At 72.5% G+C, this 12,922-nt stretch carries 8 protein-coding genes; 7 read left to right on the forward strand and 1 reads right to left on the reverse strand.

The genetic code is table 11. The features are described 5' to 3' along the window. From ACYC1Z_RS06240 to nhaA, 7 genes are all read left to right on the forward strand, one after another. Positions 1 to 509 (forward strand): YHS domain-containing protein (locus ACYC1Z_RS06240; RefSeq protein ID WP_461408667.1); only part of this gene is annotated, 509 nt, incomplete at its 5' end. 86 nt (positions 510 to 595) lie between these two features. Continuing rightward, entirely contained in the window at positions 596 to 877 is a 282-nt protein-coding gene (locus ACYC1Z_RS06245) for a metal-sensitive transcriptional regulator (RefSeq protein ID WP_461408668.1), read from the forward strand. A gap of 149 nt (positions 878 to 1,026) precedes the next feature. Then, positions 1,027 to 2,082 (forward strand): type II glyceraldehyde-3-phosphate dehydrogenase, encoded by a 1,056-nt coding sequence (locus ACYC1Z_RS06250; RefSeq protein WP_461408669.1) that lies wholly within the window; start codon positions 1,027 to 1,029, stop codon positions 2,080 to 2,082. Positions 2,083 to 2,164: 82 nt separating this feature from the next. Then, a complete protein-coding gene (locus ACYC1Z_RS06255) occupies positions 2,165 to 4,669 on the forward strand; it encodes a heavy metal translocating P-type ATPase (protein WP_461408670.1) in 2,505 nt (834 codons plus the stop codon). 139 nt (positions 4,670 to 4,808) lie between these two features. Beyond that, positions 4,809 to 5,756: a DMT family transporter gene (locus ACYC1Z_RS06260; RefSeq protein ID WP_461408671.1), complete on the forward strand. Its 948-nt coding sequence runs from the start codon at positions 4,809 to 4,811 to the stop codon at positions 5,754 to 5,756. Continuing rightward, positions 5,753 to 8,995: a beta-phosphoglucomutase family hydrolase gene (locus tag ACYC1Z_RS06265; RefSeq protein ID WP_461408672.1), complete on the forward strand. Its 3,243-nt coding sequence runs from the start codon at positions 5,753 to 5,755 to the stop codon at positions 8,993 to 8,995. The genes ACYC1Z_RS06260 and ACYC1Z_RS06265 overlap by 4 nt, the downstream gene beginning before the upstream one ends. Continuing rightward, positions 8,992 to 10,890, forward strand: a complete 1,899-nt coding sequence (gene nhaA / locus ACYC1Z_RS06270) for a Na+/H+ antiporter NhaA (protein ID WP_461408673.1) — start codon at positions 8,992 to 8,994, stop codon at positions 10,888 to 10,890. The genes ACYC1Z_RS06265 and nhaA overlap by 4 nt, the downstream gene beginning before the upstream one ends. Before the next feature lie 123 nt (positions 10,891 to 11,013). On the opposite strand, the gene ACYC1Z_RS06275 is transcribed toward nhaA, so the two are convergent. Next, positions 11,014 to 12,444, reverse strand: coding sequence for a glucose-6-phosphate dehydrogenase (locus ACYC1Z_RS06275; protein ID WP_461408674.1), 1,431 nt, complete (start codon positions 12,442 to 12,444; stop codon positions 11,014 to 11,016). Between the last annotated feature and the right edge of the window lie 478 nt (positions 12,445 to 12,922).

Consider the following 12,922-nt stretch of genomic DNA (forward strand, 5'->3'; position numbering starts at 1 on the left):
CCGGGGCTCTGTCCGGGCTGGTCACCGCCGTGGACCTGTCCCGGGCCACGATGCGCAACATCAGGCAGAACCTGGTCTTCGCATTCCTGTACAACGGCATCGGGATCCCGATCGCCGCCGGGGCGCTCTACCCCGCCTTCGGGCTGACGCTGAGCCCGATGATCGCCGCGGGCGCGATGGCGCTGTCATCGCTGTCCGTGGTCGCCAACGCCAACCGGCTGCGCCAATTCAAGGCGCACCCGGTCCCCGACCTCGTCCGTGTTCCGGCCACCGACCCGGTGGTGGAGATCGGACGCGATGAGGAAGACAACCCAACCGCAACACCGATGGAGGAAGACATGTCCCAGAAGTCCGCGAAGGTCACCGATCCCGTCTGCGGGATGAGCATCGACCCCGCAACCGCCGCCGAGAGTACCGAGCACGAGGGCACCACGTACCACTTCTGCTCCGCCCACTGCGCGGCCGGCTTCAAGGCCGACCCGGCCAGGTACGCCGGCGCCGGCGTCTGATGTCACGCGCCTGCCGGGGGACGATCCCCCGGCAGGCGCATCAGCGGCACGTACTCGAACCCGGAACGGACCCGAAGGGAGGACACGTGGCCGGCTACGCCACCAACAAGACCAGCCACCTGAACCGGCTCAGCCGGATCGAGGGCCAGGTCCGAGGCATCGCCCGAATGGTGGAGGAGGACAAGTACTGCATCGACATCCTCACCCAGGTCTCGGCTGCCTCTCGGGCCCTGCAGTGCGTCGCCCTGGCGCTGCTGGAGGACCACATGGACCACTGCTTCGCCGGCGACGACCAGCTCGACCAGGCCGCACGCGACGCCAAGCTCAAGGAAGCAACGGGCGCCATCACCCGACTGGTGCGTAGCTGAGACAAGGCGGGCACCCGAGCCGGCCGGCTACGAGCGGACCGGGCCACACCGGTCCGGAGGGTCCGGTCCGGAGCTCGCCTGACGCCGGCCGTCCCGACCGACCGCCCCGCACGATTCAGCACGATACGAAACGAGCACAGGAGAGTGTCATGAACATTCAGGTCGCCGTCAACGGGTACGGAGTGATCGGCAAGCGGGTGGCGGACGCGGTCCGTGCCATGCCGGACATGGACCTCGTAGGGGTGGCGGACGTCGCCACCGACTGGCGGGTGCGCACCGCCGTCGGGCTCGGCCTCGACGTGTTCGCCGCCACCCCGGAGGCGGGCACCGCGATGCGGACGGCCGGGGTGCCCGTGGCCGGTACCCTGCCCGACCTGCTCGGCCGGGTGGACGTGGTGGTGGACACCACCCCGAAGACGGTCTCCGCGCGCAACCTCGAGGCGTACCGGGCCGCCGGGGTCAAGACCGTCTTCCAGGGCGGGGAGTCCCACACCACCACCGGGCACTCCTTCGTCGCCCAGGCCAACTACGCCACCGCGCTGGGCCGGGACACCACCCGGGTGGTCTCGTGCAACACCACCAGCATCGTGCGCGTGCTCGGGGCGCTGCGGGACGTGGGCCTGCTTGCCCGGGCCCGCGGGGTCCTGATCCGGCGGGCCACCGACCCGGGCGAGTCCCACCAGGGCGGCATCATGAACACGATGGTCCCCGAGGCATCCATCCCCTCTCACCAGGGACCGGACGCCCGCACGGTTCTGCCCGACCTGGACGTGGTGACGATGGCCGCGAAGGCGGCACACACCCAGACCCACAACCACTACTGGACCGTGCAGCTGACCCGGCCCGCCGCCCGAGCGGAGGTCCTGGACGCCCTGCGCGCCGCACCCCGGATCGCCTTCATCCGCATGGCCGACGGCCTCACGGCACTGAACACCACGGTCGAGCTCATGCGGGACCTGGGCCGGCCCCGCGGGGACATGTGGGAGGTCGGAGTATGGGAGGACGTCCTGACCGTCGAGGGGGATGAGGCCTTCCTGACCTACCAGGTCTACAACGAGGCCATCGTCGTCCCCGAGACCGTCGACGCCATCCGGGCGCTGGCCGGCACCGTCACCGACGGCGCCACGTCGATCGCGATGACGGACGAGGTCCTGGGCATGCGCCGGGAGTTCCTCCCCGACCCGGTCCGGGCTTCCACGGCCTGAGACATGGGCGAACGGGTCGGCATCAGCTGAGCCCGTCGGTGCACGACCTGTCGGCCCCGGGGCCGGGAAGGAAGAAGCGATCATGACGCGTCAAACCACTGTCCTGGAGGTCGGCGGCCTGCACTGGGCCACCTCGGAGCCGGTGATCGAGAAGACGCTGCTGGGGCGCCCCGGTGTCCTGGGGGTCGAGGCCAGCGCCGTCTCCCAGACCGCGACGGTCGCCTACGATCCGGGCCAGACCTCGGTCGCCCAGCTGGTGAGCTGGGTCAACGACTGCGGGTACCACTGCGCCGGGCAGTCGGTGCCCGACCACATGTGCCACGCGATGGCCGAACCGGGTTCGGCCGATTCCGACGCCGGGCACGACGCCCACGCCGGGCACGACGCGCACGCGGGACACGACGCCCACGCCGGGCACGACGCGCACGCGGGGCATGAGGCGCATGCCGGGCACGAGGCACCCGCCGGGCACGACGCCCACGCCGGCGGTGCGGAGAGCGCGCAGTCCGCGCAGGAGGCGATGGGCCACGGCGGCCATGGCGGGTCGATGGCAGACATGACCCGGGACATGCGGAACCGTTTCACGGTCGCCGCGGTCCTGTCGGTGGTGATCTTGTTCTGGTCGCCGATCGGTCGGGAGCTGCTGGGGTTCACCGTCCCGGCGCCCTTCGGGCTGCGCGACGACGGCTTCTCCCTGATCCTGTCCCTGCCGGTGGTGTTCTACTCGGCGTGGATCTTCTTCGACGGCGCCTACCGGGCGCTGAAGGCCCGGACGCTGGACATGATGGTCCTGGTAGCGGCGGCGGTGGGGGCGGGTTGGCTGTACAGCCTGGTGGTCACGTTCACCGGCGAGGGCGAGGTCTTCTACGAGGCGGCCACGGTCCTGACCACCTTCGTCCTGCTCGGGCACTGGCTGGAGATGCGGGCACGGGGCGGCGCGAACGACGCCGTGCGCACCCTGCTCGAGCTCGCGCCCTCCCAGGCGGTCGTGATCCGCGACGGCCAGCCGGTGGAGGTCCCTACCGCCGAGGTGGTCGTCGGCGACCTGCTGCTGGTGCGGCCGGGGGCGAAGGTCCCGGTCGACGCGGTGGTGGAGGAGGGGGAGTCCGAGGTCGACGAGTCGATGGTCACCGGAGAATCCATGCCGGTGGAGAAGGCGCCGGGCGCGGCCGTGATCGGCGCCTCGATCAACACCACCGGCACCCTGCGGGCCCGGGCCACGAAGGTCGGCGCGGACACCGCTCTGGCGCAGATCGTCAAGTTGGTCCAGGAGGCCCAGAACTCCAAGGCCCCCGGGCAGCGACTGGCCGACCGGGCCGCATTCTGGTTGGTGTTCGTCGCCCTCATCGGCGGGGGGATCACCTTCGCGGTCTGGATGGTTGTCGGCGCCGGGGTGGCCCTGGCGATGCTCTTCGCGATCACCGTCGTGGTCGTCACCTGCCCCGACGCCCTGGGTCTGGCCACCCCGACGGCGATCATGGTCGGCACCGGGCTCGGTGCGCAGCGGGGGGTGCTGTTCAAGAACGCCACCGCCCTGGAGGGGACGGCGAAGATCGACACGGTGGTGATGGACAAGACCGGCACCCTGACCAAGGGCGAACCGGAGGTCACCGACGTCATCGTGGCGGGCATGAGCGAGAACGAGATGCTCGCCCTGGTCGCCGCCGTCGAACGTGAGTCCGAGCACCCCCTGGCCCGCGCCATCGACAGTTATGCCGCTCAGCGCGGCGTGCCCGCGCTGAGCGTGAGCGAGTTCCTCAACGTCCCCGGCCACGGCGCCACGGCCACGGTCGACGGTCGCCGGGTCCTGGTGGGTAACCTCCGCCTCATGACCCGGGAGGACGTCGATCTCGGCGACCTGGCCGAGCAGCGGGACGAGCTGGCCGCGTCCGGGCGCACCGCGGTGCTCGCCGCGGTGGACGGGCACGCGGTGGGCGTCATCGCCCTGGCCGACGCCGCCCGGGAGACGGCCGCCGCGGCCGTCGCGGCCCTGCACGAGGCCGGGATCGAGGTCGTGATGCTCACCGGCGACAACGAGGCCACTGCCCGACGCATCGCCGAGCAGTTGGGCATCGACACCGTCATCGCCGAGGTCCTGCCCGGGGACAAGGCGGACAAGGTCGCCGAGCTGCAGCTGGCCGGCAAGAAGGTGGCGATGGTCGGGGACGGGGTCAACGACGCACCGGCGCTGGCCAAGGCCGACATCGGCATCGCGATCGGTGCCGGGACCGACGTGGCGATCGATACCGCGGACATCGTCCTGATGCGCTCGGACCCCCTGGACGTGTCCGTCGCGCTGCGCATCGGCAAGGGCACGGTGCGTAAGGAGCGCCAGAACCTAGCCTGGGCGATCGGCTACAACGTCATCGCGCTGCCGATCGCCGCCGGGGTGTTCTACCCCGCGTTCGGCCTGATGCTACGCCCGGAGATCGCGGCACTGTCGATGTCCGGCTCCACGGTCATCGTCACCGTCAACGCGCTGCTGCTCAAGCGGCTCAGGCTGCCCGCGCAGCAGGCCCCGGCCGCGCCGGAGCGCGCCGTCCGGGAGCCGGAACCGACCGCACCGGTGCCGGCCGGCACCCGCTGACGGGGCGGGCGTGGACATCCCGGTCGGTACCGTAGCCCCGGCCGCACCGGCCGCACCGGCCGCACCGGCCGCACCGGCCGCACCGGCCGCACCGGCGACCGGGGCGGCCGGGGAACAGCGGCGACCGAAACCGTTGCGCATGCTGTGGATCACCGCCGCCTTGGGGGCATGCTTCGTCGCGATCGATCTGGGCCTGCGCGACGCCCCGCTCCTGTGGTTCGCCGCCCTGCGTGCCCTGGTGGCCGGTGCGGCACTCCTGGCCCTGGGCTCCGTCCAGCGGCGCCCCACCCCCAGCGGCGCGCGTGCCTGGGGGCTGATCACGGTGCTGGGCCTGGTCAACGTCACGGTGGTCTTCGCCGCGATGTTCGCCGGGGTCGCCGGGGGTGCCACCGGCACCGCCGCGGTGCTGGCCAACGCCCAGCCGCTGCTGATCCTCCTGCCCGCCTGGTGGCTCTTCGGCGAGCGGCTCTCGATCCGGACGGCGGCCGCCCTGGGCGTCGGCTTCGCCGGGCTCCTCCTCGTCGCGCTGCCCGGCGGCGGGGGCAGCGGGGCGGCGCTGTCGCTGCTCGCCGCGGCCGCCGTGACCGCCGGCACCCTGCTCTCCCGCCGGCTGGGCGGGCTGGACCTGGTCGTGGCCACCGCGTGGCATCTGCTCATCGGCGGAGCCGGACTGGTGGTCCTCGCGATGGCCGTCGAGGGCGCGCCGGTGATCGCCTGGACTCCCCGCTTCGTCCTCTTGTTGGCGTTCCTGGCCCTGATCGGCACTGCGGCGACCACGGTGGCGTGGTTCACCGAGGTCCGCCGCACTCGGCTCGACATCTTGACCACGTGGACGTTCCTGACCCCGGTCTTCGGTATCACCCTGGCCGCCGTCGTCCTGGGGGAACGCCCGGGCGGCTGGACCGCAATCGGCCTGGCTGGCGTGCTCGTGGCCATGGGGATCGCCCTGCGACCACCGCGCCGGGCTCCCGCGCCGGCGCTCGCCGGCCCTACCCACCGGCATGGCGCCGGGAACCCGGTCCGCGGGGCGGGTCGCGACCCCGGGACGGCCACCGCACCTGGCGTTCCGACCGAAGGAGAACCGTGACACACCCGACGACACAGCCGACTCCGTCCACCGCGGCGCCTGCCCCCAGCGGTGCGGTGCCGCCGCAGGAGGCGGTGATCTTCGACATGGACGGCGTCGTGACCGACACCGCCACCCTGCACGCCACCGCATGGCGGCAGCTCTTCGAGACCGTGCTCGCCGACCCTCGGGCGGGCGGGCCCCATGACCCGTTCGACGCGGTGGCGGACTACCGCCGCTACGTCGACGGGCGCTCGCGGGAGGACGGGGTGGCCGCCTTCCTCGCCGCCCGCGGCATCGACATCCCCCGCGGGCGGGTGGATGACCAGGCGGGGACCTGGACCGTGCACGGGCTGGCCGCGCGGAAGAACGAACTCTATCTCGACCTGGTCGCCGAGCGCGGCGCCAAGGGTTTTCCCGGCGCCGTGGACCTGCTCAACCGGCTGCGGGCCGGCGGTGTGCCGGTGGCGCTGGTCACCGCCAGCCGCAACGCCGACGCACTGCTCGCCGCGGCCGGCCTGCAGGGACTCTTCGACGTCGTCATGGACGGCGAAAATGCTGGCGAGCTGGGCCTGGCGGGCAAGCCCGACCCGGCCATGTTCCTGCGGGCGGCCCATCAGCTGGGGGTCGCCCCGGACCGCACTGCGGTGGTGGAGGACGCCGTCGCCGGCGTCCAGGCAGCCCGGAGCGGCGGGTTCGGCCTGGTGGTCGGGGTGGCCCGGGCCGGGCAGCGGGCCGAGCTGGAGACGGCCGGGGCGCACGTCGTCGTCGAAAATGTCGGTCAGCTCGACCTCGGGGCACTGCGCGCGGACCCCTGGACCCTCGTCTACGAAGGGTTCGACCCCGCCCACGAGGGTCACCGCGAGGCGCTGACCACGCTGGGCAACGGCTATCTCGGTACCCGGGGCGCCGCCCCGGAGCGCGCCCCGGACGGGGTGCACTATCCCGGCACCTACCTGGCCGGCGTCTACAACCGGCTGGTCTCGAACGTTCACGGCCGCCAGATGGAGGACGAACACCTGGTCAACGCACCCAACTGGCTACCGCTGGACGTGCGCACCGATGCGGGGGGACGGTGGTCCGCCGGTAATCTCACCACCTCACGGGAGCGGCGAGAGCTGGACCTGCGCCGAGGGATCCTGACCCGCACCGCGGTACTCACCGACGTCGCCGGGCGCCGGCTGCGCCTGACCCAGCGGCGGCTCGTCTCGATGGCCCGGCCCCACCTGGCGGCCCTTCAGACCACGCTCGTGGCGCAGGGATGGGCCGGGACCGTGCAGGTGCGGTCGGGGACCGACGCGGGGGTGGTCAACGCCAACGTCACCGAGTACGCCGCCCTGGCCAACCGCCACCTGCGCACCACCGGCGCGGAGGAGGTCGGGGCCGGCACGTTCGTGGTGGAGGTGGAGACGACCCAGAGCCAGGTGCGGATCGCGACCGCCACGCGCACCAGCGTCAGCGGGTCCGCGCCGGGCGGCACCGCCGAGCACGACGGGGAGTTCTTCGCCCAGGTCTTCGACCTGCCGCTCCAGGACGGCGAACCGGTCACCATCGACAAGACCGTCGCCGTGTTCACCTCCAAGGACCCGGCGATCGCCTCCCCGCGGCTGGCCGCACTGGGCGAACTCGATGCGGCCCCGGGCGGGTTCGACGACCTCCTGCCCGCGCACGAGGCGGCCTGGGCGCGGCTGTGGGAGCGTTTCGGTGTCGCCCTGGAGGCCGACACCCAGACCCGGCTCGTGATCAACCTGCACGCCTTTCATCTCCTGCAGTCGCTCTCCGCGCACACCGCGGCCCTGGACGCCGGGGTCCCGGCCCGCGGGCTGCACGGGGAGGGCTACCGGGGGCACGTCTTCTGGGACGAGATCTTCGTCCTGCCGGTGCTCACCGCCCACCTGCCCCGAGTCAGCCGCGGCCTGCTGGAGTACCGCTGGCGGCGTCTGGACGCCGCCCGCCGGGCGGCCACCCAGGCGGGCCTGCCCGGGGCGATGTTCCCCTGGCAGAGCGGCAGCGACGGGCGCGAGGAGACTCCCGTGACGCTGTTCAACACCCGCTCGGAGCGGTGGATGCCGGACAACTCCCGCCGGCAGCGCCACGTGGGCCTCGCCGTCGCGGTCAACGCCTGGGAGTACTACCAGGCCACGGGCGACGTCACCTGGCTCGCCGAGCGCGGCGCCGACCTCATCATCGAGGTCGCCCGCTTCTTCACCGCCCTGGCGAGCTACGACGCCGCCACGGACCGGTACCACCTCGCCGGCGTGATGGGCCCGGACGAGTACCACGACGGCTACCCCGACGCCCCCGGACAGGGCCTGGCCGACAACGCCTACACCAACGTCCTGACCGCCTGGGTGTGCCGCCGGGCCGTGGACGTGCTCGCCGCCGTCGCCGGACACGGGTGTGACGACCTCCACGCCCGCCTGGGCATCCGCTCGGCGGAACCCGCCGCGTGGGAGCACGTGAGCCGGCGCCTGGCCGTGCCCTTCCTCCCCGACGGCGTCATCGCCCAGTTCGACGGCTACGCGGACCTCGCCGAGCTGGACTGGGACCGCTACCGGCGCACATACGGCAACATCGGCCGCCTCGACCTCATCCTCGAGGCCGAGGGCGACTCCACCAACCGGTACAAGCTCGCCAAGCAGGCCGACGTCCTCATGCTGATCTACCTCCTGGGTCCCGACGGGCTGCGGGGCATGCTGGACCGGCTGGGCTACCCCACCACCCACCAAGCGATGGTGCGCACAGTGGACTACTACCTGGCCCGCACCGCGCACGGTTCCACCCTGAGCCGGGTCGTGCACGCCTCCGTCCTGGCCCGCCTCCGTCCGGACCGCGGGTGGGCCATCTTCCGGGACGCCCTGGCCGCGGACCTGGACGACACCCAGGGCGGGACGACCCGGGAGGGCATCCACCTCGGTGCCATGGCCGGCACCCTGGACATCATCACCCGCGCCTTCGCCGGCCTGGACACCGAGGGCGCCGTCGTCGTCCTGGACCCCGCCCTGCCGGCCGGGCTGCACGCCCTGCGGTTCGGCGTGCAGCACCGTGGCCAACGCCTCCGGGTCGTGATCGACGACGACACCCTGAGCGTCACTGCCGAGCCGTGCGCGGCCGACCCGCGGGTCCGCCTGCGGGTCGGTGGGCACGAGGCCGCCCTGGTGGCGGGCACCAGTCGGCGCTTTCGCCGCGCGGGCGACACGTGGCAACTCGAGGAGCTGGGCCGACCCGGGCAGTCGGCGGCGTGCCACCTCGGGGGGTGAACCCGGCGAGCGCATCCCAGACTCCTCGGCGCAAGTCCCGCCTGGGTGGGGTGCGCCGGTTCGTCGCCACCGAGAACACCGGTGCCCTGGCCCTGCTGACGGCCACCCTCATCGCCCTGGTGTGGGCGAACTCCCCCTGGGCGGCCTCGTACGAGGCGCTGTGGACGGCCCGGATCGGCGCCCATGTCGGCCGGATCGACCTGACGCTGCAAACCCGGGACTGGGTCAACGAGGGACTGATGGCCGTCTTCTTCTTCGTCGCCGGCCTGGAAGTGCGACGCGAGCTCGACATGGGCGACCTGCGCGAACGGCGGCGGGTCGCCCCCGTGGTCCTCGCGGCCCTTGGCGGGATGATCGTACCGATCCTGCTCTACCTCGCCCTCAACGCCGGCGAGCCGTCCGCACGCGGGTGGGGCATCGTCATGGGTACCGACACCGCCTTCGCCCTCGGCGTCCTGACCCTGGTGCGCGGCGCCTCCCCACCGGTGCGCGCATTCCTGCTCACCCTGGTGATCATCGACGACGTCGTCGCGCTCACCGTCATCGCCCTGGCCTACACGAACGACCTGTCGGTCCCCTGGCTCCTGGCCGCCCTGGCGCTGTTCGGTCTCGTCCTGGTCCTGCGGGCACTGAGGGTCCGCCACGGCGTTCCCTATCTTCTGACCGGCGTTGCGGTGTGGGCCGCGACGCTGGCCTCCGGGATGGAGGCGACCGTCGCCGGGGTGGCCCTGGGCGTGGTCTTCACCGCCTACCCACCCGCCCGCGCCGGGCTGCGCCGTGCCGGCGCGGTCTGGCGCCAGTTCCGCATGGCCCCCTCGCCCGCACTCGCCCGCCAGGCGGGCCAGGCCATGGTCCGTGCCATCTCGCCCAACGAGCGGTACCAGCACCTCTTCCACCCCTGGGCCAGCTACCTCGCCGTGCCGCTCTTCGCCCTGGCCAACGCCGGGATCCCGCTGGGCGCCGACACCATCGGTCGCGCCGCGACCTCGCCGATCACGCTCGGGATCGTGGCTGGGCTTGTGGTCGGCAAGCTCGTCGGCATCACCGCTACGACATGGTTGGTCACCCGCCGTTGGTGCGGGGCATACCCGCTGGCGCTGCCATGGCCTTCGCTCGTGGGGGCCTCGAGTGTGGCCGGCATCGGATTCACCGTCTCGCTGCTCATCGCCGACATCTCCTTCACCGGGACCGACCTGCAGGACGCGAAGGCCGGGATCCTCGCCGCGTCCGGGCTCGCCGCCGCGCTGGCCTGGGTCGCCTTCCGAGTCATTGAACGCCTGCCCCGATCCCTGCGCTCGGCCGGCGCGGGCCGCCTCGCCCCACCGCTGAGCGACCTGGCCGAACCGATCGACCCCGACGTCGACCACCTCCTGGGCTCGCCCGACGCACCGGTCACACTCGTGTGGTACGGCGACTTCGCTTGCCACCATAGTGCCGCGGTACACCCGGTCGTGGACCACTTGCGACAAGCATCCGCCGACGACCTGACCGTGGTCTTCCGTCACCTGCCCATCCCGGAGATCCATCCCCACGCCCAACTCGCCGCCGAGGCGGCCGAGGCCGCCACCGTGCAGGGAAAGTTCTGGGGCATGCACGCCACCCTCTTCGACCACCACGATGCCCTCACCCCGCGCGACCTCGTCCGCTACGCCACCACGCTCGGGCTCGACCCCGACCGGTTCACCGCCGACCTCGTAGCGCGCCGGCACGCCCTGCGCGTGGAACGCGACGTCGCGAGCGCCGACGACAGCGGCGCCGCCGGGACGCCCACGTTCTTCATCAACGGCCGCCGACACACCGGCGCCCACGACCACGCCGCCCTGTCGGCGGCGATCCGCCGTGCGCACCAGACGTCCCTGGCCCGGGGCCGATCAGCATCGCAGCAGCCGCTGTGAGGTCGACCCCTTCCGCCAACACCAGGCCGTTGCCGGTCCCGGGGCCGATCAGCATCGCAGCAGCCGCTGTGAGACCAGCGGCCGGCCGGCAGGTGGTTTCGCGCGCCGGTGCGGCTGATGCCGCTAGCGCTCGAGCATCCACCCGTGCGGGGCAACCAGGCTCTCAGCCCCGGTCGGCCCCCACGAGCCCGGCACGTACGGCAGCGGGGTGGGGCGTCGGGGTCCCTGCAGCGGAGCGAACGCGGTGAAGGCCGCGCGCAGGCAGTGCGACGTGGTGAACAGCGACCGGTCCCCGGCCAGCACGTCGTTGATCAGCGAGGCATAGGCGGAGATCGGTTCCCCGCCCGGCACGTCGGCGAGGCTGAGGCGGGTGCGTCCCAGGGAGAGCGACGGATCCGGGCCGGGGGTGTTGAGCGTGACACCGAGGGTGATCGCGCCCGGGCCGCTGAAGTCGATCTCGATGGTGCTGGGCTCGTCGATCGCGCCGGCGAGGGGACCGTCCGGGCGTCGCATGATCAACGTGATGCGCTGGGCCTTGCGGGCCATGCGTTTGCCGGTGCGGAGCACGAACGGCACCCCCCGCCACCGGTCGGTGTCGATCCACAGCCGGGCGGCGACGAAGGTGTCCTGCGTGGAGCCGACCGCGACGCCGTCGATATCGGTGTACCCCTCGAACTGCCCCAGCACGACGTCCGTCGCCGGGTCCAGCGGCCGGAACGCCGCCATGACGGCATCACGCGCGGCGATCACCGCGCGCGGGTCGCGCACGTCTGCCGGTGGATCCATCGCCACCTGGCTCGCGACGTGGAACAGGTGGGTGACGAGCATGTCCAGGGCCGCGCCGGTGGCGTCGTAGAACCCGGCGCGCTGGGCGACGTCGAGATCCTCGGGCACATCGATCTGCACCTGCTCGATCGCGTGGGCGTCCCACTGCGACCCGAACATGGGGTTGGCGTACCGCAGCGCATAGATGGCCTGCACCGCCTGCTTACCGAGGAAGTGGTCGATGCGGAAGACCTGCTCCTCCGTCAGCACCTCTTCGACCAGGGCGTTCAGCGCCTCGAAGTCGGCGAGCGACGTGCCGTAGGGCTTCTCGTACACCACACGGGCGCCCGCGGCAAGGCCGTGGCGTCCCAGCCCGCGGGTGATGGCCGGGTACGCCGCTGGCGGGACGGCCAGGAAGTGCACCACCAGCGGTTCGTCGGCACCCTCGTCGCTCAGCTCGCGACGGGCCTGCGTCAGGGCTGCGGGCAGCGCACCGGGATCGGCGTCCGTGAACCCGCCCCCGGCGTACCGCACCCGGCGGGAGACCTCGGGCCAGTCCTCGGGCAGCCCGGTCCCACTGCCGAGGAGGGAGTCCTTCAGCCTGGCCCGGAACCGATCGTCGCCCCACGGATCCGTGGCGCAGCCGATCAGGCGCCACCGCTCGGGCAGGAGCCCGCGCTCGTGCAGCTCGACGAGGGCGGGCATCACCATGCGGCGGGCCAGGTCACCGGTGGCGCCGAACAGGACGACGATCACGGCGGTGGGTCGGGTAGGAGTGACGGTGTTCATCCCGGCAGCCTAAGCGCACCGCCCCTCCATCCAGCTTTCGGCACGGGCACCGATGCGTGGTCGCGGCCGGCGCCTCCGTAGACGGTCAGGCCGTGGGCGTGGAACTGTCTACGCACGCGCTCGACGAGCTCACGGGTGGGTGGGCGTGTGTCGCGGAGTTGGTAGTCCATGCCGAGTCGGTCCCACTTGTCCCGGCCCAGTCGTGATCAGCAGCCTCGATCTGAGCGTGGCCACCGTGGCCGTGGTGGTGGACGCGCAGGTTGAGCACGGCGCGGACTCGCCCGGACCGGTGCCAGAACGCGGTGAACGACCGGCTCCCGGGCTCTCCGCGGACGACGATCTCCCCGGGCAGGAGCGGGTCTCCCCAGGGTTTCGTACCTCGGGTCATCCGACTGCAGCAGGCCGTCTGCGACGACGCCGTCGGAGACCTCGGCCCCGATCCACCCACCGCCGACAACGAGGACGTGCCCGACGCGAC

The sequence above is a fragment of the Georgenia sp. genome (assembly GCF_054605595.1).

Excerpts from the sequence above, each read along its gene's own strand:
- ACYC1Z_RS06275 (WP_461408674.1), bottom strand. The coding sequence starts at position 12,444 with ATGAACACCGTCACTCCTACCCGACCCACCGCCGTGATCGTCGTCCTG.
- ACYC1Z_RS06260 (WP_461408671.1), top strand. The coding sequence starts at position 4,809 with ATGCTGTGGATCACCGCCGCCTTGGGGGCATGCTTCGTCGCGATCGAT.
- ACYC1Z_RS06250 (WP_461408669.1), top strand. The coding sequence starts at position 1,027 with ATGAACATTCAGGTCGCCGTCAACGGGTACGGAGTGATCGGCAAGCGG.
- ACYC1Z_RS06255 (WP_461408670.1), top strand. The coding sequence starts at position 2,165 with ATGACGCGTCAAACCACTGTCCTGGAGGTCGGCGGCCTGCACTGGGCC.